This is a genomic window from Agrobacterium pusense (assembly GCF_013285525.1).
In the GTDB taxonomy this organism is placed as follows: domain Bacteria; phylum Pseudomonadota; class Alphaproteobacteria; order Rhizobiales; family Rhizobiaceae; genus Agrobacterium; species Agrobacterium pusense.
The window spans coordinates 907085-927328 of record NZ_CP053857.1 but is presented as its reverse complement, the minus strand read 5'-3'; the positions used below and the strand labels follow the sequence as shown (position 1 = coordinate 927328).

Here is a 20244-nt window from a genome sequence, read left to right as displayed (position 1 = left end):
TCTCGTTGAGGTTTACAGTATTCATGCACCGCCCTCGTTGACTGTCCAGTCAACTTCGGCCAGCTTGCTGAAATCTGGGCCTGCCGGCGCCGGCAATGTTGAGTACGCACCATGCAATCGCAACCGGCGTCTTAATCCTCCCGCAAGCAGCGGTGTGTAGTATTAGATAATGAGAATAAGCGCGATCACCAACTGGGCTTACGGAGTGACAGTCGTCTTGACGGCTTTGTCTGGCGCGGCCTTCATCATGTCGTCCCGCAGTGCCGTCGAAGAGCGTGTCGCGGTGGAAGAGCATCTGACGCTGGATAGTCTGGCGGAAGACCTCGCACTTGGCGCAGAGGTCCGCTCCGACGAGGCCAGGCTGTTTGTCATGCGTGGTGAAGAACGCCATCTCAACGCGTTCCGGGCCGAAGATGGAAGCGAGCGAAGCCGGGAAGCCGCAGTTGACCAGCTCTTGTCGAAAGCGCTGCCGAAGGCCGAGGTCGATGCGCTGCGAAAGATCGAAACGGATGCGGACGCACTCGACAAGTTCGAGATCGCGGCGGTCGAAGCATTTCAGCGCGGTGAGAGGAGCGCTGCCCAGTCCACGTTGTTCGGCCCCGAGCACGAAAGACTGCAAGGGGATCTTCTGGCGACTGTCGCGCATTTTCGAGATTTGACAGCCGCAAGAACCGGATCGCAGTTGGCCGCGGCGCGAGCGCGTAGCGACTGGTGGAGCGTCATCGCCAAGATCATGCTGGGGTTGACGGGGGGGCTGTTCCTGGCGGTGCTCTATTTCATCCTGAGACGCCGGATCGCCATGCCATTGGTTCGGATGAGCGGGATCATCGACCGGCTTGCAAAGCAGGATTATTCCGTCGAGGTGCTGCCCGACAGTCGCCGGGACGAGATCGGCGAGATGAACACCGCGATTGAAATCTTCCGGGCGAGCGGCATTGAGCGCGATCGGCTCGACGCGGAACGACGGGCAGACCAACAGACCAAGGATCTCATCCTGCAGATGATGCACCGTCTGCAGGCCTGCCAGAACCAGGGCGAGCTTGCCAGCATCGTCGCGCGCTTTGCGCCGCAAATCTTTCCCGGCATTGCCGGCGGCCTTTATATCCTGAACGAAAACAAGAATATCCTCAACCGCAGTTCGGACTGGCTAGCGCCTGACAATGCCGGAGACAGTTTTCCTGCGTCTGCGTGTTGGGGAATGCGCCGCGGGCGGGCGCACGCCAACGGGTTCTCCGACACCGATGTGCCGTGTCAGCATCTGGATGATCCGGATGCTATCGCTCTTTGCGTCCCGTTGACCGCGCAAGGCGACATGATCGGGCTTTTTTACCTGGAAGAAAAAGAAGGGCAGGCGCTGCACCTCGATGCGTCACGGCTTTATCTCGAACTGATTGCCGAAAATGTCGGGCTTGCCATCGCCAATCTGCAGCTGCGTGAGAAGTTGACGCTGATGGCTATCGAAGACCCTCTGACCGGGTTGTTCAATCGCCGGCATCTGGATGAAAGGGTGCAGCGTTTCGCGAGTGACGAATTAAAGACACCACTTGCCTGCCTGATGATCGATATCGACCACTTCAAGCGCTTTAATGACGAATATGGTCATGATGCCGGCGACAAGGTCATGCAGTATGTGGGCCGAACGCTTCGTGACACGCTGGGCGATCACGGTGACGCTTACCGTTATGGGGGAGAGGAATTTACCGCGCTCTTGCCGGGGATGCTCAAGGGCGACGCTGCTGGTTTGGCCGAAAAAGTCAGAACAGCAGTAAGTGGTACAGCGATTTCCCATGCTGGGAAACTTCTTGGAACCGTAACAATTTCCGTGGGTGTGGCAACCTCGCCGGAGGCCGGCCCGCTGGACACGCTGCTGGCACGCGCGGATGCGGCCCTTCTGCTCGCCAAGGCACAAGGACGCAATAGAGTGGTTGCCTCGTGAATAACCGGCAACATTCGCGTCGGGCCAATCCCAGCCATGACGGAAAGCGCTCACTTAACGCGCTATGCCGCAAGGATGGCTGAGCCCGCCCAGCTGCTCGTGTAATCGATCCAGGGCTGCGGTTCGCGTGCCAGCCCGCCGTTGACGCAAGCCGATCTGTCTCAGGATCTGCGGATCGTCAAAGGCCCGCTGAAAGGCCCTCGGCTCCTGCCGGTCGGGATCACGGGCGGCTCCTCTGCTCCGTTAAAATCCGCTCTCGCAAAGCTCCCGCAGCTCGCTCGGACCGAGATGATCAAGTGAAAGCTCCGGCAGCAGGTCATTGTCTGCCTCCAGATTGTGTGCGACCGATGCGGTAAAGATGCGAACGCCTGCCTCGTGCAGGATCGCAGGCCGGTTGACTATGCGGCCGAGAAGCACGGTTGGGAGTAGACCGAACGGCACATCTTCGAAAATGTAGCGGCTTTCGATGGAGGAAGGGCCCATTCCGCCTCGTCCTTCACGATGCATCTGCTGGTTCATTTCGGAAACAGAGGCGAGGGGCACGTGGAAGGAGAGAGAAAAGTGTTCGCGAACTGTTTTGACCTCCAGGCCGAAGCTCTCGGCAATTGACAGTCGCTCGGCGTCGAGCGCCTCAATCAACTGACCGACCGCCGGTGTGACATGTTCGCCCTGTCCCCAACTCTCCGCCTTTTCCATCCTTGTTAGATTGAGCAATGCGATCCCGAGATGATTTTGAGGATTGAGGTTTGAGAGCGCGATGGCAAGCAAACCGTCACGTTCGACGAAACGATCACCGAAGAGTTCAGTGCACAGGCTCCGACCCTCAGCGGCTGCCGACTTCGGCAGGGTGGCAAAGTCCACCTTCTGGCGGATGGTGTTGACGACGACGCTGCGCCCGTCGGTTTGGCGGCGGGCCGTCAGAAGCGTGGTCCCCCACGCAATGATCGGCAGGCGGAGCTGTCGTTCGGAAAGCCGCTTCGACAGATAGAGCGCTCCAAAGGAGCTATGAGAGCTGATGATGACGGGCAGTCCCGACCGCAAATGCGGCAGCGCCGCGTCGATGGCGGCACGATGACCGTTTGCAGGCATTGCAATGATGACCGCATCTGCATCCGCAACAGCAGTCTCGCAGGTTGCCGCGACCTCGACCGGACCGACGAAGTCCAACGCGCCGGTAGCGACGAGCGGTTCGCCTTCCGACAACGGCTTGGCACTGCGGCCGGAGGGCGACCATAGGGACGGATGATGCCCCGCATTGGCGAGGAAAGCCGCCATGCCATAAGCAATCGAACCCGCACCGAGAATGGCTATCCGCATGTCATCTGTCCTTTCGGTTGTAGGAGTGGACATGGCGCCACCCTCTGGTCTCTATCTTTCGCGTAGAACACAAACCGGTTCTGTACATTGCCCGCCGATCGTTGCGCAAATGCATCATTTTTTCTGGCGCGCCGGAAACCGCGTTCTCGGTTCTCCTGCCTCATTTATCAGCGCGCCTGCCTACACCCTCAGCAAGTCTTGGCTCCTTCGAGTAAATGCATGTGCTGCATGAGCAAAAGCCGCGCCCTGAGGCTTAATTTTCTGCACACTTCGAAGTCAGCGAGCCATCTTTTTCATCTTCTGCCCCTCGAACGAAAAATTCTCTTTTGTCACTAGCAGATATCATGCGTTTAATGCACATTAAATTTGTCATAATGCAAAGGATGCATGATAGCGATGGAGATACGCGAGCTCGAGGCGTTTCTGGCGGTAATGTCCGCAGGCAGCATTACCGGTGCTGCGCGCCTCCTTGACCGTTCGCAATCTCAGGTGACGCGCCTTATTCAAGATCTCGAGACATCGCTCGGATTTCCGCTGTTCGATCGCAATGGCCCGCGTATTACGCCGAGTGACAAGGGGGTGGCTTTCCACGCCGAAGCGGAGCGCTTCATCAGCGGTATCGAGCATCTGCGCAACCGTGCCCAACGCATCAGTCTCAAGGAGCCTGAGCCTGTCGAGATCGCGGCGACACCTGCTTTTGCAACCGGAATGGTGCCGCTCGCTCTCGCGGAGTTACCCGAAGCCCTTCTGCCGCACACGGTTTTTTTAAGGAGCATGCCGGCCGAGGCTGCGGTCCAGGCGGTGTTGGGACGGACTGCGGATTTCTGCGTGACATCGCTTCCGGCCGAGCAACCGGGTCTCGAGGCGCATGGCTATTTCCAGGGCCGCTGTGCAGCGGTCTTGTCCGTCAACGATCCGCTGGCCGCCAAGGATGTCGTTTCTATTAGCGACCTTGCCGACCAGACGATCATTACGCTTGCAAACCCATTCCGTCTGCGCCGCCGTGTCGACAAGGCGCTGCAAGAGGCAAATGTCCGCGCACGGCGGATCATCGCCACGAGCGCGGCGATGAGCGCGGTACAGGTCGCGTCGACCGGCATGGGAATTGCGATCGTTGAACCGGCTACCGCTTACGGTCCCTTGACTGCGGGCGTGACTGTGCGACCGCTCGACGTCGACATTCCGTTTCTCTGGGGAATTTTCTCGGCGACAGCGCGCCCGCTGTCGGCCACCGCCCAGGAGCTGATCCAGCTGATTATCCGTGTGGCCTCAGCCCGCATGCCGGATTTCATCGCCCACGATCCGCGCGCCTCAGGGCGTGTGGCTGACGTCACCTATGGGGGAACCGTCGAAGGGGACGCTCCCTGATCAGAATTTTCTGCCCCGTCGACCCCAATCAAGAAACAACAAAGGAGAGTGCCATGAAAGAGTTTAAAGCGACCCGCCGTTCTACCCTCAAACTGCTCGCTGCCGGCTCCGGTATCCTGGCAGCGCCCAGCCTGATGCGCTCCGCCCACGCACAGGGCAAAGTCGTCAACATCACAACCTACGACAAGTTCGTGCCGCAGTCTTTCATCGATCAGTTCCAGAAGGACACGGGGATCGAGATCCGCATCCGTCTCACGGACGATCAGGGCAAGCAGTATAACATTCTGACGGCCGAAGGCGCCACGCCGTCGACCGATATCGTGACGGTAACCGGCCACCGGCTCTCCCAGTTCATCGGCTCCAACCTCCTTTCGCCGCTTGATACCAGCCGACTGAAGAATTGGGACAAGCTGGCGGCAGCCTACAAAGGCGCACCGCAGCTCACCATCAACGGCTCCACCTACGGCGTTCCGCTTCTGGCGGGCTTTGAAGGCCTGGCCCGCAACACGGAATACACCAAGCCTTCCGACAGCTGGGGCATGATGTTCGACGAGGAATACAAGGGACTGACGTCCTACATCATTTCGGACTTCCTCTCTCTGACCATGCTGTATCAGGGCAATGACGGCGATTATGTCGCCTATGAAGGCAAGGAAGCCGTTGCCCAGGAAGCAACCAACAAGGCGCGCGACTTCCTGATCAAGCAAAAGGACAAGGTCCGCAAATATTACGACGCAGGTTCCGAAGTGCAGCAGATGTTCCTGAATGAAGACATCTACGTCGCCCAAGCCTGGTCCGGTCCGACGTCCAAGCTGATCATGGACGGTCACCCCATCGAGCTGTCGGTTCCGAAGGAAGGCACCTACGGGTTCCTCTACTCCTTCAACGTGGTGAAGAACGGTCCGAATGCGGACGCCGCCTATGCCTTCCTGGACGCCATTCTCGCCTCACCGGAAATCGGTGCTGCTATGGTTCGCCAGTCCGGCTTTGCCTCGGCCTTTGATGGCGTCGACAAGCTGCTCAACGACCGCGAACGGGCGGCCATGGCGCTTCCACAGGACCAGATGGAGCGCATCAAGTTCTTCAGCTCGGTCAACCGGGCCATGAAGAACGCGATGATCGACAAGGCAGCTGCCGAAATCAAGGCTGCCTGAGTTACCGCTGCGATGCGACGCGAACCCGGCCGGTACCGGGTTCGCAGACCCCAATAAAAAGCTTGTCCAGAGCTGGGAACGATCATGGTGAACACGACAATGACTGAACTCCGAAAGGAAAGCGCGCCAGCTACCGCGCATTATTCCGGATGGATTGGCAAGGTGACAGGCTCAGCCCTTTACCGAACCACCATAGGCCGGCTGGCAGACAGTCGCCATGCGCGCCTCGCACTCCTTGCCGGTATACCCGTGATATGGCTTTTTGTCCTGCATGTCGGGCCGATCCTGCAAATGGCCAATATCAGTTTCACGGACAACTATCCGCCTCAACCGAACGAGGCCACGCGCTATACGCTCGCCAACTATGCCCTGTTCTTCTCGGATTCGATTTACGTGCTGCCCTTCATACGTAGCCTCGTATTTGCGGCCGTCGTTAGCGTGTCGACCCTGGTGATCGTTTACCCCGTTGCCTATTACGTGGCGAAGGTGCTCCAGCCGAAGCAGCGTATGCGCGCGCTGCTGCTCCTGCTCATCCCGTTCTGGGCCGGAGAACTGATCCGTACCTTTTCGGTCATCATGCTTGTGGCCAATCGGGGAGCCGTTAACGTCCTGTTGCGCGAGATCGGCCTCATCGATCGGCCCATCCCGATGCTTTACACGTCCTTTTCGCTGAGCTTCGGCGTCATCTACCTCCTCGCGCTCTACATGCTGCTCCCGCTCTATTCAGCCATAGAAAAGATCCCGGTACAGCTGGTGCATGCCGCTGCCGATCTTGGCGCAAGTCCTTTCCAACGCTTCCGCCGCGTTATCCTGCCGCTGTCGAAAGACGGTATCGTGTCCGGCTGCAGCCTGGTCTACCTTACCGCTGTCGGCGTGTTCGCCGCTCCGCTGCTGCTCGGTGGGCCGAACGCCGTCATCTTTCCGGAGGTGATCGCAACGCTCTTCCACTCCTCCAACGACAAATGGCCTGAAGGCGCTGCCTTCGCCATGCTGATGCTTGCCGTGTCACTGACGACGGTGGGTCTCTTCATGCGCGTCGTTGGCGGTCGTTCCGTCCGGCTGATGTAGGAGATGATGATGCGATCCCCCTTTAACGACCTGCCGAAGACGGCACTTGGCGCCTGTTACGCTATTTTCGTTATCTATCTGCTTTTGCCGCTGGCCCTGATGATGGCGATGAGCTTCAAGGATGCAAACTTCATCGCTTTTCCGATCAGTAACTGGACTCTGGACTGGTACGGCAAAGTGCTGCAGGACAAGCAGTTCATCGAAGCGTCGGTGTATTCGGCCGGCATTGCGCTTGCTACCACGATTGGTGCGACCGTCATCGGTGTGTGGATTGCCCTGCTGATTTCAGCCGAAGGCATCCGCGGCAAGGCCATCCTCTTTGCGCTCGCCTGTCTGCCTGCCGTCGTTCCCGGTCTCATCAACGCCATCTCGATGCGGATATTCATCCGGATGGTCGATATCCCCACGGGCACCTTCGCAATCATTCTGTCCCACACCGTACACGCGGTGCCGTTTGTCGTAATCATGGTGCTGACGCGCCTTCGTTCCATGCCTGCCAATCTCGTCGATGCTGCAAGAGACCTCGGTGCGGACGCATTTATCGCCTTCATGCGCGTCACGGTTCCCTACATTCTGCCGGCGCTGATCGGCGGCATGATCTTCTGCGTTCTGACCAGTATCGACGATTTCGTGCGCACCTTCTTCCTGGGCGGATACAAGCCGACGCTACCGATGCTCATTTTCGCCAAGGTCCAGGGCGGCATGTCACCCGAGATCAATGCGATGGCGACCATCGTCCTCATCGTCACCGCCGCCATCGGCCTTTATGCCGAGCACTTCACCCGCCGTTCGAGGAGCTGAGTTATGCAGCCGGTTGTTCATTTTAAAAACGTCAACAAGTCTTACGGCGCTTCTCTTGCTGTCGACGATCTGGACCTGGCGGTCGCGCCGGGCCAATTCGTTACCCTGCTTGGCCCCTCCGGTTGCGGCAAATCCACGACGCTGAGAATGCTGGGCGGGTTCGAAACGCCGTCTTCCGGTGAGATCTACCTCGACGGGCAGCCGATTTCGCATCTGCCGCCCAACAGGCGCAACGTCAATATCGTCTTTCAGGACTATGCCCTGTTTCCGCACCTTTCGGTCCAGCGTAACATCGCCTTCGGACTTGAACTGAAGGGGCTGGATTCGGCGTCCATCCACCGCCGGGTCATGGAACTCCTCGGTCTTGTCAAGCTGCAGGATTTTGCCGGGCGCATGCCTGAGCAATTGTCGGGCGGTCAGCGCCAGCGTGTGGCCCTCATGCGGGCGCTGGCGCCGGACCCGAATGTCTTGCTGCTCGACGAGCCGCTATCGGCCCTCGACGCCAAGCTGCGTCATGAGATGCAGATCGAGTTGAAGTCGATCCAGCAGACGACCGGCAAAACCTTCATCTTCGTCACCCATGACCAGGAAGAGGCGCTGACGATGTCCGACGTCGTGGTGGTGATGAACAAGGGGCGGATCGAGCAGATGGGAGCGCCTGATGATCTCTATGCACGCCCCCGCAGCCGGTTCGTCGCCGACTTCATTGGTCAGAGCAACTTTCTCGAAGGCCGATTAGTCTCTGCCGAGGGCGGGGTCGCTACGGTCGACTGGCAGGGCAGCTTGATCCGGGCCGATCTTAACGGCCATCATCACGCCATTGGCAGCCACGTTACGATTGCGCTGCGTCCAGAGGCTCTGTTCTGTCTGCCGGAGCAGCCGAGTGATCGTTTTGCCCTCAAGGGCCAGATCGAGCGGCGCGTATTCAAAGGCGCGCATACGACGTTGACGATCCGCCTCGATAGCGGCGCACTCCTGTCGGCCCAGCTCGATCCGGTGGCGCTCTCGCATCTTGATGGCGAGACGGTCTGGGTGGGTTGGCGCGATCGCGACGCCGTGGTGCTCGCCGATTAATCCTCGTGCCCGTCGGTGCCGATGGGCAACAATAAATTTCAGGAGATCACCTGATGACTTTGGAACAGCAAGACCGGACCGAGCAGCAGAGACTAGCTGCGCTCAACGCCCGGGTGAGGCAGGATCTGTCCTACCTCAACTATCCCGCAGCAAACTGGTCGAAACCTGTCTCGACCTCAGAGGGCCAGCGCGCCAGTGACGTCGTGATCATCGGCGGCGGCATGTGCGGCCTCGTTGCCTGGCATGCCCTGACACGGGCAGGAATCGCCAATATCCGGATTGTGGACCGGGCCGCAAAAGGCGAGGAGGGGCCCTGGGTGACTTACGCGCGCATGGAAACCCTGCGCTCGCCCAAGAACCTTCTGGGACCGGCGCTTGGCATGGCGTCGCTCACCTTCAGGGCTTGGTTCACCGCCCGCTTTGGAGAAGAGGCCTGGGAAGAACTCTTCCGCATTCCGCGTCCCATGTGGATGGAATATCTGAGCTGGTACCGGCAGGTGATGGAAATCCCGGTTGAAAACAACATCCACGTCACCCGCGTCATCCCGCGGCCCGATGGGCTTCTGGAGCTGGAGATCGAGGGTGGGAAGGCTGACCCCATCGTCACCCGGAAACTGGTGATGGCAACGGGGCGCGATGGCCTTGGAGAACCGACGATCCCGGATTTTGTGAAGGGCATGCAGCGCCACGTCAGCTGGGCGCATTCCGCCGACATGATTGATTTTCAGCGTCTGAAAGGGAAACGCGTCGTTGTCATCGGGGTAGGGGCGTCCGCCGTGGACAATGCAGCGGAAGCGCTCGAGCAGGGGGCCGGTGAAGTGCGTCTCCTTGCCAGACGCAAGACGATGCCGACGATCAACAAGTTGATGGGCATCGGATCATACGGTGTCACCGCCGGCTTCGCGAAAATTGACCCTGAGTGGCGCTGGCGTCTCATGGATTATTCCGTCAAGCAGCAGACCCCCGCGCCACACAATTCAACGCTGAGGGTGAGCCGACATCCCAACGCCCATTTCCATTTCGACTGCGGTATCCAATCGATGAAGGAAGAGGGCGGCGAAGTCGTCATCACCACAATCAACGGCCGCGTTTTTCGGACCGATTTCGTGATTTTGGGAACGGGATTCTCAATCGACCCCGTCAGTCGTCCCGAACTCGAAATGTTCAACGGGCAGATCGCCTGCTGGGACGACCGCTACACGCCGCCAACAGGTGAGGAAAACCCTGGGCTTGGGCGATTCCCTTGGCTGCAAGACGACTTCTCTTTCACCGAGAAAGAGCCGGGCGCCGCCCCTTGGCTGCAGCACATCCATTGTTTCAATTACGGTTCATCGGTCAGTCTGGGCAAAGTCAGCGGCGATATTCCGGCCATCAGCGAAGGTGCGCTCTGGCTCGCGCGGGGTATCGCCGCTTCGCTGTTCATCGCCGACATCGATCATCACTGGGAGGCGCTGAAGGCTTACGAAAAGCCTGAACTCGATGGGTCCGAATGGACCGATGCGGATGCCGACTCTTCCATGCAGAAGACAGCCTGAGGTTAAGGCGATGAGCAAAAAAACCGTTTATTATTACCACGCGCTCAGTTCGCCCTGGGCCTATCTGGGCTGGCCACAGTTCAAGGCGCTGATCGAAAAGCACGATCTTGATGTCGTCGTCCGCCCCACCCGCATCGTCACCGAAAACGGTGGTGTTCCACTTCGTTCCAGACCCCAGCCGCGGCAGGACTACCACGCCGTCGAACTGGACCGCTGGCGCAAACGTCTGGGCATGCCGTTGGTGCTGAAGCCCAGATATTATCCGACCAACAACGAGTTTTCCGCGCGCATGGTGATTGCGGCCGACAGGCAGGGTTTGCCCGCACTGGAACTCAGTCATGCGCTTCTGCGAGCCCTATGGGCGGAGGAGAAGGACGTTACTGATCCGGACGTTCGCATTGCCGTGGCAAACAGCCTGGGTCTCGATGGTCGTGCGCTGCGTGCGCTCGAAGACACGCCCGAGATCATGGCGGCCTGGCATGACAGCCACGCCGAAGCACAGGCGCGTGGTGTCTTTGGAACCCCCACCTGGATTTACCGCGACACGCTCTATTGGGGGCAGGACCGCCTGACCTTTCTGGATGACGCTCTTTCCGAGGATTGAAAAAACAATGACAGCTACACCTCCAGAAGACGTGATCGACCGCGTCCTCGGCCTTGATGAAAGCTCCGATCTGCTGAAACTCCGCGAGCGACGTTCGAAGCTCAAACAACTGACGCAGACCAGCTATCTTGCGGCTTTGCGGCCGGCAGAGCCACGCAACTTTTCCTACGCCCTGCGGGCGGCACTTGCCGCGCGTATGTCCGCTTTGTGGAAGGCGAAAGAACTCCATGCGCACTACATCGAGCGGCTTGCCGAGGAGGAGGGAAGCTCCGACCACGCGTCGGTCGCTGATCCGTCATCGGTCCTTCAGCACGCGGATTCCCGCCTGCAAGCCATCCTGAACCACGTCGATCTCGTGACCCTTACGCCGAAGGACGCGACCCGGGAAAACATCGAGAAACTCTATGCGGTTGGTCTCGACGACCGCGATATCGTCACGCTCGCCGGCCTGATTGCCTATGTGAATTATCAGGTGCTGGTCGTCGCCGGCCTCAAGATGATGAGGGACAATTGATATGTCACAGCCCGTGCATGAATTCACCCTCGATGCGCTTGACTGGCATCCTTACGTCCAGCCTGTGGACCTTGCAAACGCGACCCCCGAGCAATTGTCGGCCCTGAAGGTCACCCCTTCCAATACCAAGGTATCCGCCTATGTCCTGGTGCTCGCTAACGAGGCGGAGGCGCTGAACGAGCGCACCCCGCTCTTCAACGATATCATGTATAGTGAAGGCGGATTATCACGCGGTGGGCGCGAGATCGGCGCGCTGGCGGCATCCTTCGTCAATCACTGTATCTACTGCGCTGCGGTTCACGCCAACCGCTATATCCAGCTGGAGAAACGGCCCGAGGTCGTGGACGAGATATACAAGAACGGGCTGGATGCGGACCTTCCGGATTTCGAGCAGGCGCTGTTCAATTTCGGTGTCGATCTGACCGCCCATCCAGACAATGTGGGGGTCTACCAATTTTATCACTTGCGGGAAATCGGCCTGGATGATCTTGAAATTCTCGACCTCATCCATTCCATCGCCATCTTCGGCTGGGCGAACCGGCTGATGCATACGTTGGGTGAACCGCATCGGAAAGAATAAGTGAAGGCAACGGCAATTACGGGGACCGAGGCAGCTGTCCGCCCGTTCAGCGTCGCGCACCGCGATGTCCTCAAAATCGCGATACCGATGATGATCGCGTATCTGTCGACGCCGCTCGTCGGTCTGGTGGCGACGGGTGTCATCGCGCATATGCGAAACGAGGCACTCGTGGGCGGTGTCGCGCTGGCCTCGGTTATCTTCGACGTCATCTTCGTGACCTTCAATTTTCTGCGCGGCGCCACGACCGGCTTTACGGCGCAGGCGATGGGCGCGGGCGACCGGGTGGCGGAACAGCGCATGTTGCTGAGCGGCCTTATCATCGCAATGGTGGCCGGTCTGTTGTTGCTGCTGCTCCAGGGCCCGATCGGTGCGCTCGGCATGAGCGTCATGGGCGCAGAAGGGATTGTCGCTGAAGCCGCCTCGACCTATTTCCACTGGCGAATCTGGTCGGCCCCCTTCGTTCTCTTCAATTTTGTCGCCTTCGGCTGGCTCATTGGCCGCGGTGAGGCCATGTGGAGCATGATCCTCCAGACGCTGCTGAATGGCCTGAATGCCGCCCTCAGCGTTCACTGGGTCATAGGGCTCGGCTGGGGCGTGGAAGGTGTCGCGATCGCCACGCTGGTTGCAGAAGCCGTGACCGCTGTGGCAGGCGCAGCTTTGATCCTGGCCAAGACCGATCGCTCCTCCTGGCGGCTTCCTGATATACCGGCGATCAGACGATCCTTCGCGGTCAACGGCGACATGATGATCCGCTCATTCGCATTGCTGATCGGCCTGTCCTTTTTCACGCGCCAGAGCGGCTTTCTCGGGATCGAGGTGCTTGCCGCCAACACCATTCTCTTGCGGTTCTATTTCTTCGGCGTCGCCTTCCTCGATGGTGTCGCTACAGCGGCAGAACAACTTGCCGGCCGCGCCGTCGGCGCACGTTATCGACCCGCCTTCGATCGCACGATCAAACTGACGACGCTCTGGGGTGTCATATTCGCGGCGCTGGTTTCCGTAGCATTCCTGGCTGGCGGGGATTGGGTGATTGCGCTGACGGCGCCCACCGACGCCGTTGCGAGACTGGCCGATACCTACCTGATTTACGTGGTGGTTTTGCCTGTTGTCGGCATCATCGCGTTTCAGATGGACGGCGTCTATATCGGTTCCACGTGGTCTCGGCAAATGCGCAACCTCATGGTGGCGTCCCTGATCATCTATTTCGCCGCCTGGGCGGTCCTGCAGCCTCTTTACGGCAACGATGGCCTATGGATTTCCCTTCTCTTGTTTCAGGGCGCCCGTAGCATCGCCTTCCGGTTCATGCTTCCGAAACTTGCGGCGGCAACGTTCCGGTAAAGATGGGACAAACGGAGCGTTACCCAATGTCACCGAGGACATCACGGCTGTTTCTTCCTTGCCAGATTGAGGAAGGCTTCCGACGCCCTCACCAGATGCTTCTGTGAAACGTCAGCGCGGACAATCAAGCCCTGCTCAATTCCGCCTTTGTCAACATTTTCAGGGGTATGGCCGGCGTTTTCCTCCGATCCCTGATCGTAGGTTTTGACCTTAATGATGCGGCGATCCACGCCAATGTTCTCCAGATATTGGACGGCGCGCTTGGCGCCTTCTTCATCTTCAAAAAGTCCCGTAACGATTGGCATTGTTTCCTCCTTTCTCGCGTCCCGGCTGATGGTGAACCACGGGCGTGCCTCATCGTTCCTTCACATTGATCACGGGTTGTTGTCCCGATCGTGAGCAAAGAGGGGAACGCATCTCCGGAAGCGGAGTTGGGTGAGGGGTAGAATTGACATGGGGGCTCGAGACTTTGAGCGAAACAACTGTTCCGTACTGCGGACCAGCACCTGATTTCACCGACCTTGCATATGCATGGAACCTCGATCCGGTTCTCATCGCTATGATAACGCTCGCAACCGTTCTGCTGTTTGGGACAGCGACCCGACAGGGTTCCTTCTTGCAGCGTGCCGCCATAATCTGCATTCTTGTCGTTGCATTCGTATCGCCGCTTTGTGCGTTGACGACGGCCCTTTTCTCCGCGCGGGTTTTCCATCATTTCATATTGATTGCCGTCCTTGCGCCACTGCTGGCGCTAAACCTTGAAGGACGCCTGCCGCGCTTACCCTGGCGGCTCCCAGCCCTTCCGGAAATTCCGTTTCTCGCGCATACCATCGTCTATTGGGCCTGGCATCTGCCGCCGGGTTATTCATTCGCGCTTTCAAACTCCCTTGCTTACTGGGGCATGCAGCTCGCGTTGATTGTAACCGCTGTCTGGCTATGGAGGACGATGCTCGTCTCTGCCGGACCGGGAAGGAGAATTGCGCTCGCACTTGCAACGATGGCGCAGATGGGCTTCCTCGCAGCCATCCTGACATTTGCTCCTTATCCGCTTTTCGCAGAGCATCTGCTCACGACCGAGTCGTATGGGATGACAGCGCTCGAAGATCAGCAGCTTTCGGGCCTCATCATGTGGACATTCGGGCTTGTCCCCTATCTCGTCGTTGCGCTTTCCTCCGCCCGGACCTTGCTGCACATGACTGCATGGCGGGGGGTGGAATGATCGCGCTCTTCAAGTTTGTCCATTTTTTAGCGATCTCTGTCTGGATCGCCGGCCTTGTCAGTCTTCCCGGTCTCTATGTGCAACGTGCGCATGTCCAAAACGATGATGATCGTTTCCGCCTGCAAAAGATCGTGCGGTTTTCCTATGTAAAGGTATTGTCGCCAGCCGCTTTTTTTGCAGTCGCGTCCGGAACCACGCTTATTTTCCTGCAATCCACATATTTATCATGGTTCAGCGCAAAGCTGGCCCTTGTGGCTATTCTCGTGTTTCTACACGTGCTTACGGGGCTGGTCATTCTCCGTCTCTTTAACGACGGCGAGATCTATCCTGTGTGGCGTTTCATTGTCGTCACGGCGTTCACCAGCATCATAGCCCTTGGCATCGTCTATCTGGCGCTCGCAAAACCGGAGATACCCGCGCTGCTGCCTGACTGGTTCCATGAGCCTGGGGCACTAAAGCGTAACATCGCCCCCCTCATTCCTTGGGAGACACCATGAGGCCGATGCCGTGATCGAATATCAGCTTTCCGCCGTGCCAGCCCGCGAGCGCAGTAAGGACCGAAGCAAGGAGGGACAGGCCGAGCCCATGCGGCAAAATCTCGATCATGCCGAATGTCCGCGCTCCCCAATTGGCGCCTGCCACGGAGATCAGCGCGATTGCGGCCACACCATGCGCCCAGCTGGCAACCCGGGCGCGAATTCCCGCGACGAGAAGCAGTTCCGCGGTGCCGATGATGCCGGCTGCGACGCCGCTGAAAAAAGCGCCTCCCGATGCCCAGACACCGGCGCGAACCCAGAACTCGTCTGCGGACCACCAATAAAGGAGGTCGCAAGCCAATGTCGTGATGACAAGGGCAATAGGGAAATGAACGGTCATTGCGTGCAGTGGATGGCCGGCAACGGCGATTGCGGAGTCGGTCGTCTTCTCCTCCACCTTGGAGATGACCGGGTTGGGTGCGTCGCTTTTTTCCATCTGATAGTTCCTTTTCGACCGCTAACCCGCGGGAGAAGCGCGGGGTTCCGTTTCATAGCGTTCATTCCTCTGCTTTTGCTGGTTTCCGCTTGCTCCGGTGATCTCTCGGCACTGGCGCCGGCAGGCCCGGCCAGTCGCAAGGTCGCGCTGCTGTGGTGGGTAATGTTGGGCGGTGCCTGCGCAATCTTCCTGCTGATTGCCGTTCTGTTGGCGTTGGTCTTTTCCAACCCGGCTTCCCTTGCTCGGGTGAAAACGCACCATTGGCTGATCGGCGGCGGCATCGGGTTCCCCATACCGGTCCTGACGGCCCTGGTGGCTTTTTCATTCATGCAAGGAGAATCCCTGCTGCCACAGTCGGGGAGCGATCCGCTTCGCATACATGCGGTTTCGCGCATGTGGAAATGGGAGTTTGCTTACGAAACACCGACCGGAGAAGTCCGCATTTCCGACGTGATGCATATGCCGGTTGGCCGTGACGTCATTGTAGAGGTCACCAGTGACGATGTCATTCACAGCTTCTGGGTTCCAAGGCTTGGCGGAAAGATCGATGCCATTCCCGGACTTTCCAACAAGATTGCCCTCAGAGCGGATCAGACCGGCACCTTCGGCGGCATCTGCGCGGAATATTGCGGTACCGGCCATGCCGGCATGAGTTTCCGTGTTGTTGCTCACACGGAGAGCAAGTTTTCAAAGGTGATCGGGGGCTTGGGACAACGCTGATGAACGATGTGCGCACACCGAAGAAACACTCGTCGTTAAGGCTTCACCGCGAACTCAATGAGGTCTGGAGTTCGGGCACCGGGTTTCGGCGTCTCGCAGCGGTCAACCACACCGTCATAGGCAAACGCTTCATGGTGACCGCGCTTGTTTTCTTCGCCATCGGCGGGTTCCTGGGCATGCTCATCCGGACACAACTGGCCACGTCATCAAACGCCTTCATGGATGCCGAGCAATATGCGCAGGTCTTCACGATGCACGGCACGATCATGATGTTTCTGTTCGCAATTCCTTTTTTTGAGGGGCTTTCGATCTACGTCCTGCCGAAGCTCATCGGCGCCAGGGACCTCGCTTTTCCCCGCCTGTCGGCCTATGGCTACTGGTGTTACCTCTTCGGCGGCGGAATGCTGATTTTCGCCCTTATTGGCGGGGCCGCCCCTGCGGGGGGCTGGTTCATGTACACGCCGCTGTCGTCATCGCAATACAGTCCCGGGGTCAATGCCGACATCTGGCTTCTCGGCATTACCTTCGTGGAGATTTCCGCTATCAGCGCGGCGATCGAAATCATCGTGACGATCCTGAGGCTGCGTGCACCCGGCATGTCCCTCGACAGGATGCCGGTCTTCGCCTGGTACATGCTCGTTGTCGCCGCGATGATGCTGATCGGTTTTCCGCCGCTGATCCTCGGTTCGATATTGCTGGAGGCTGAACGGGCCTTCGATATCCCGTTTTTCGATCCGCAACGCGGCGGTAGCCCGCTTCTGTGGCAACACCTCTTTTGGCTGTTCGGCCACCCCGAGGTCTACATCATCTTTCTGCCGGCGGCCGGAGCCTTGTCGACAATTATCCCCGTTCTGGCAGGAACGCGCCTGATCGGTTACAACATCATCGTTGCGGCGTTGATCGCCATGGCTTTCCTGTCCTTCGGACTGTGGGTGCACCACATGTACACGGTGGGCATCCCCCATGTGGCGCTGTCGTTTTTTTCTGCCGCGAGCGCGCTTGTCACCATCCCGACAGCGATCCAGATATTCGCCTGGCTTGGAACCATCGCAAGCGGCAAGCCGACGATGAGCGTTCCCATGCTCCATATCCTCGGGTTTTTCTGCGTATTCGTTATCGGCGGTCTGACCGGCGTCATGCTGGCCATGGTACCCTTCGATCAGCAGGCGCATGATACACATTTTGTGGTGGCGCATCTTCATTATGTCCTGGTCGGGGGATTTCTCTTTCCCATGCTCGCCGGGCTTTATTACTGGGTGCCGCATATCAGCGGGCGCCAGCCCGTCCAGCACCTTTCCTGGGCCGCGTTCTGGATGATCTTCATCGGCTTCAATCTCACATTCTTCATGATGCACCTGACCGGGCTGCTGGGCATGCCGAGGCGTGTTTTTTCCTATCCAGAGGCTTCCCCCTGGGAGTGGCTCAATCTTCTCTCCTCAATTGGCAGCTTCATAATGGCCGCGGGCCTCATGCTGGTGGTGCTGGACTTCGCGCTGTTGTTTCGCTACGGGCGCGCCTTCAGGCGCAATCCGTGGGATGCCGGTACCCTTGAATGGGCCATGCCGACCCCGCCAGCGGCCTATGCCTTTGCGTCACAGCCGGAAGTGACTGCTAGAGCGGACAGCCTGCCGATCAACCAGATCGCGGCGATGCTCGCCGCGGGTAAAGGGTACCTCGGCTTTGTGAGATCCAGGAAAATGGAGACCATGGGGACGGATGCCGTAACCGGTGCGCCGCTGCAGATCGTCGTGTTGCCAGGGCCAAGCTTTCTTCCCTTGCTGACTGCCATGTCCACGGCCGCCTTTTTCATCGCATTGCTTCTCAAGGCGTATCCGGTGGCGGTTTTCGCTCTCGTCATTATTGCTTTGCTCTTCCTTGCGTGGACGCCGAACGATGATGCCAGACAGGAACGCGGACCCGTCGTCGCGCGTGGAGAAGAGCGTTTTCCGCTTCATTACGAATGCGCCGATGCTCCGTCCGTCATGGCGGTGAAACTTGCCCTGATTGCGGACACGACGCTTTTTTCCTCATTGCTTTTCGGCGGGCTTTTCCTCTGGATTTCCGCCGGTGGCGAAAAGATCGTCTGGCCGCAGTCGATATCACTGCAGACGGTTTTCCTGTTGAGCGCCGCTGTAGCCGCCATCTTTGGCGCACTGGCGAGGCATCTGAGAACGGCTGTGACGATGTCGATCATCAGCACGATTGCCTACGTGGCGGCGATCGTCTTTGGTGCAATGGTGCTGCGGGAGGAATATGCGGCGGTAAGCCATGCAATCCACGGCGTTTCGGTTGCGGTCAACGTTTATCTCCTTTTGCACGGATTTGTCGGCCTGATCCTTGGGGCATTCGGCTGTTGGCGTCTGTCGAATGGCTACGTCTCGGACCGTCGCCGAAACGACCTTCGCATAGGCACCCTCTGGCATGTTCACTTGCTTTTCGCGACAGGCATATCGTTTCTATTCCTGCAGACACTACGGTCATTAACGGAGGGAGGCTGAGATGCGCTACCGAACAGCCTTCAGTCTTGCTGGGCCCTTCATCACCTGGGCCCTGTGCTTTCTCACATTGTATGCTGTGCAATTCGTCGGCTGTGCCTGGGGGTGGGATACGCGCTCCTGGGCCGGCGTTTCGATCCTTCGATCCATACTGCTTGCTCTGTTCGGCTTATCGCTTTTCCTGCTTGTGCTGTGGATGAGGAAATTGCGGAGCAATCAAAAGTCGGGGAGCGATATCCTTTCGGTAATCTCTCATGCGGCAGCGCTCGCGGCGTTTGCTTCCACCGCTTTGGTTTTTCCCGGCGTGTTTTGGCTTAGCCTGTGTTAAGGCGATAACATCCGTCGCCGCATGTTCAAAGCTGCATCTGCGCTTCCCGCGGGCGGGACGGAAGCGGCGCCGATGGGGTCAGCGGGGGATTCGCTGAGCCAGAAGTCTGGCAACCGCGTCGGCGTCTATTGCCTCGATGCGGTATCGATCGTGCGGTGTGCCACCTGTTGTTTCCGCGGCGACCATCGCATTGATCACCGCCTCTTCCACGCTCTGCACCACGGCCTGATAGACCGGATCAAGCACATCGTCATTGACCATGTCGATGCTCAACAGCGGTCCGGCCTTATGGCGCATCGGGTGTGGATTGGCCGTCGAAAAAGCGAGAAAAATGTCGCCGGAACTATTGCCGCCGACTGTGCCATTGCGGCCGATGCCTATCGCGCCGCGCCGCGCCAACTTCCGCAGCTGGTGCGGCGCAAGTGGCAGGTCCGTGGCAATCACAACGATGATCGAGCCTCGTTCGGACAGCCCCGGGTTTTCTTGTTGCAGCAGTTTGCCAACGGGGAGGCCGCCAATTGTCAGCCAGTCCCGCTGGCCGTGATTGGCCTGCACCAACGCCGCGACGGTGAACTCCTTGTCGTCAATGGCGATCAGGCGCGACGCCGTACCGGTGCCGCCCTTGAAACCGTAAGCAATCATGCCCGTGCCGCCGCCGACATTACCCTCAGCGACCGGACCGCTTCTGGCAGCGTTCAACGCCTCCAGGACGTGCTCGACCGCGACGTGTTGGCCGTTGATGTCGTTGAGCATGCCGTCATAGGTTTCTGCCACCACAGGCATGATCCACAAGTGGTCGTCTCCCTCGTAGGTCGATGCAAATCGGTCAATCATCCATCGCACGGCGCTTTGATGGGCGATACCTACGCTGTGCGTGTTGGTAATCAGGACAGGCCCGACAAAGTAGCCGCCGTCCTCGATCCAGTGAGATCCCGTCATCTCACCATTGCCATTGAAACGATGAATGCCAGCGAATACCGGTACTGGTTCGCCCGCTGCGGCGTGCGGCAGTATCGCCGTCACGCCGGTACGCACCGGCAACTTGCGACCGGGGCGGGGTGTCTCTTCACGGATCGTCGAAAAGCCGACATGGATACCGGCGATGTCGGTGATGGCGTTGAGCGGGCCGGGCGTGCCGTCGAAGGCAATACCGAAGTCACGCGAGCGGTTTTTGCCTGCTGAGGTCGTCTCGCTGATCATTGGTCCCTCCGATTTTCAGGC

The 20244-nt window shown here is 58.8% G+C and carries 19 protein-coding genes; 15 read left to right on the top strand and 4 right to left on the bottom strand.

Annotated elements, in window-relative coordinates:
• Positions 1-169: 169 nt before the first annotated feature.
• Positions 170-1936, top strand: a complete 1767-nt coding sequence (locus HQN82_RS17865) for a diguanylate cyclase (RefSeq protein WP_173615430.1) — start codon at positions 170-172, stop codon at positions 1934-1936.
• Between the two features lie 243 nt (positions 1937-2179).
• On the opposite strand, the gene HQN82_RS17860 is transcribed toward HQN82_RS17865, so the two are convergent.
• Complete coding sequence (locus HQN82_RS17860; RefSeq protein ID WP_173615999.1) at positions 2180-3253, bottom strand: NAD/NADP octopine/nopaline dehydrogenase family protein; 1074 nt, start codon at positions 3251-3253, stop codon at positions 2180-2182.
• Positions 3254-3640: 387 nt separating this feature from the next.
• Between HQN82_RS17860 and HQN82_RS17855 the strand changes: the two genes are divergently transcribed.
• The 10 genes from HQN82_RS17855 (at position 3641) to HQN82_RS17810 (ending at position 13289) form a co-directional block, all read left to right on the top strand.
• Positions 3641-4621 (top strand): LysR family transcriptional regulator, encoded by a 981-nt coding sequence (locus HQN82_RS17855; RefSeq protein WP_173615429.1) that lies wholly within the window; start codon positions 3641-3643, stop codon positions 4619-4621.
• Positions 4622-4674: 53 nt separating this feature from the next.
• Positions 4675-5775: an extracellular solute-binding protein gene (locus HQN82_RS17850; protein ID WP_173615428.1), complete on the top strand. Its 1101-nt coding sequence runs from the start codon at positions 4675-4677 to the stop codon at positions 5773-5775.
• A gap of 84 nt (positions 5776-5859) precedes the next feature.
• A complete protein-coding gene (locus HQN82_RS17845) occupies positions 5860-6843 on the top strand; it encodes an ABC transporter permease (protein WP_173615427.1) in 984 nt (327 codons plus the stop codon).
• 9 nt (positions 6844-6852) lie between these two features.
• On the top strand, positions 6853-7644 hold the full coding sequence (locus HQN82_RS17840; RefSeq protein ID WP_173615426.1) for an ABC transporter permease: 792 nt from the start codon (positions 6853-6855) through the stop codon (positions 7642-7644).
• Positions 7645-7647: 3 nt separating this feature from the next.
• The gene (locus tag HQN82_RS17835; protein ID WP_173615425.1) at positions 7648-8718 is read left to right on the top strand and encodes an ABC transporter ATP-binding protein; all 1071 of its coding nucleotides are present in this window, start codon (positions 7648-7650) and stop codon (positions 8716-8718) included.
• 53 nt (positions 8719-8771) lie between these two features.
• The gene (locus tag HQN82_RS17830; protein WP_173615424.1) at positions 8772-10253 is read left to right on the top strand and encodes an NAD(P)-binding domain-containing protein; all 1482 of its coding nucleotides are present in this window, start codon (positions 8772-8774) and stop codon (positions 10251-10253) included.
• 10 nt (positions 10254-10263) lie between these two features.
• Positions 10264-10857, top strand: coding sequence for a 2-hydroxychromene-2-carboxylate isomerase (locus HQN82_RS17825; protein WP_173615423.1), 594 nt, complete (start codon positions 10264-10266; stop codon positions 10855-10857).
• Between the two features lie 7 nt (positions 10858-10864).
• Entirely contained in the window at positions 10865-11371 is a 507-nt protein-coding gene (locus HQN82_RS17820) for a CMD domain protein (protein ID WP_173615422.1), read from the top strand.
• A gap of 1 nt (position 11372) precedes the next feature.
• Entirely contained in the window at positions 11373-11951 is a 579-nt protein-coding gene (locus tag HQN82_RS17815) for a peroxidase-related enzyme (protein ID WP_004445999.1), read from the top strand.
• Entirely contained in the window at positions 11952-13289 is a 1338-nt protein-coding gene (locus tag HQN82_RS17810; RefSeq protein WP_173615421.1) for an MATE family efflux transporter, read from the top strand.
• 41 nt (positions 13290-13330) lie between these two features.
• On the opposite strand, the gene HQN82_RS17805 is transcribed toward HQN82_RS17810, so the two are convergent.
• Entirely contained in the window at positions 13331-13594 is a 264-nt protein-coding gene (locus HQN82_RS17805; RefSeq protein ID WP_173615420.1) for a hypothetical protein, read from the bottom strand.
• 164 nt (positions 13595-13758) lie between these two features.
• Here HQN82_RS17805 and HQN82_RS17800 point away from each other — a divergent pair, with 164 nt between their 5' ends.
• Both HQN82_RS17800 and HQN82_RS17795 read left to right on the top strand, forming a co-directional pair.
• The gene (locus tag HQN82_RS17800; RefSeq protein ID WP_223215995.1) at positions 13759-14508 is read left to right on the top strand and encodes a cytochrome c oxidase assembly protein; all 750 of its coding nucleotides are present in this window, start codon (positions 13759-13761) and stop codon (positions 14506-14508) included.
• Positions 14505-15005, top strand: coding sequence for a CopD family protein (locus HQN82_RS17795; RefSeq protein WP_034497460.1), 501 nt, complete (start codon positions 14505-14507; stop codon positions 15003-15005). The genes HQN82_RS17800 and HQN82_RS17795 overlap by 4 nt, the downstream gene beginning before the upstream one ends.
• Here the strand turns inward: HQN82_RS17795 and HQN82_RS17790 are convergent.
• On the bottom strand, positions 14983-15480 hold the full coding sequence (locus HQN82_RS17790) for a DUF2231 domain-containing protein (RefSeq protein WP_173615419.1): 498 nt from the start codon (positions 15478-15480) through the stop codon (positions 14983-14985). The genes HQN82_RS17795 and HQN82_RS17790 overlap by 23 nt on opposite strands.
• Before the next feature lie 75 nt (positions 15481-15555).
• Between HQN82_RS17790 and coxB the strand changes: the two genes are divergently transcribed.
• The gene (coxB, locus tag HQN82_RS17785) at positions 15556-16200 is read left to right on the top strand and encodes a cytochrome c oxidase subunit II (protein WP_210259564.1); all 645 of its coding nucleotides are present in this window, start codon (positions 15556-15558) and stop codon (positions 16198-16200) included.
• Positions 16200-18698 carry a cytochrome c oxidase subunit I gene (gene ctaD, locus HQN82_RS17780; RefSeq protein ID WP_173615418.1) on the top strand — a complete coding sequence of 833 codons (2499 nt, stop codon included), beginning with the start codon at positions 16200-16202 and terminating at the stop codon, positions 18696-18698. The genes coxB and ctaD overlap by 1 nt, the downstream gene beginning before the upstream one ends.
• A gap of 403 nt (positions 18699-19101) precedes the next feature.
• On the opposite strand, the gene HQN82_RS17775 is transcribed toward ctaD, so the two are convergent.
• Positions 19102-20223 (bottom strand): DmpA family aminopeptidase, encoded by a 1122-nt coding sequence (locus HQN82_RS17775; protein WP_173615417.1) that lies wholly within the window; start codon positions 20221-20223, stop codon positions 19102-19104.
• Positions 20224-20244: the final 21 nt, after the last annotated feature.

Coding starts and splice junctions, on each gene's coding strand:
- HQN82_RS17835 (WP_173615425.1), top strand. CDS start 7,648: ATGCAGCCGGTTGTTCATTTTAAAAACGTCAACAAGTCTTACGGCGCT.
- HQN82_RS17840 (WP_173615426.1), top strand. CDS start 6,853: ATGCGATCCCCCTTTAACGACCTGCCGAAGACGGCACTTGGCGCCTGT.
- ctaD (WP_173615418.1), top strand. CDS start 16,200: ATGAACGATGTGCGCACACCGAAGAAACACTCGTCGTTAAGGCTTCAC.
- HQN82_RS17820 (WP_173615422.1), top strand. CDS start 10,865: ATGACAGCTACACCTCCAGAAGACGTGATCGACCGCGTCCTCGGCCTT.
- HQN82_RS17815 (WP_004445999.1), top strand. CDS start 11,373: ATGTCACAGCCCGTGCATGAATTCACCCTCGATGCGCTTGACTGGCAT.
- HQN82_RS17775 (WP_173615417.1), bottom strand. CDS start 20,223: ATGATCAGCGAGACGACCTCAGCAGGCAAAAACCGCTCGCGTGACTTC.
- HQN82_RS17860 (WP_173615999.1), bottom strand. CDS start 3,253: ATGCGGATAGCCATTCTCGGTGCGGGTTCGATTGCTTATGGCATGGCG.
- HQN82_RS17830 (WP_173615424.1), top strand. CDS start 8,772: ATGACTTTGGAACAGCAAGACCGGACCGAGCAGCAGAGACTAGCTGCG.
- HQN82_RS17805 (WP_173615420.1), bottom strand. CDS start 13,594: ATGCCAATCGTTACGGGACTTTTTGAAGATGAAGAAGGCGCCAAGCGC.
- HQN82_RS17825 (WP_173615423.1), top strand. CDS start 10,264: ATGAGCAAAAAAACCGTTTATTATTACCACGCGCTCAGTTCGCCCTGG.
- HQN82_RS17845 (WP_173615427.1), top strand. CDS start 5,860: ATGGTGAACACGACAATGACTGAACTCCGAAAGGAAAGCGCGCCAGCT.
- HQN82_RS17850 (WP_173615428.1), top strand. CDS start 4,675: ATGAAAGAGTTTAAAGCGACCCGCCGTTCTACCCTCAAACTGCTCGCT.
- HQN82_RS17795 (WP_034497460.1), top strand. CDS start 14,505: ATGATCGCGCTCTTCAAGTTTGTCCATTTTTTAGCGATCTCTGTCTGG.
- HQN82_RS17855 (WP_173615429.1), top strand. CDS start 3,641: ATGATAGCGATGGAGATACGCGAGCTCGAGGCGTTTCTGGCGGTAATG.
- HQN82_RS17790 (WP_173615419.1), bottom strand. CDS start 15,480: ATGGAAAAAAGCGACGCACCCAACCCGGTCATCTCCAAGGTGGAGGAG.
- HQN82_RS17865 (WP_173615430.1), top strand. CDS start 170: ATGAGAATAAGCGCGATCACCAACTGGGCTTACGGAGTGACAGTCGTC.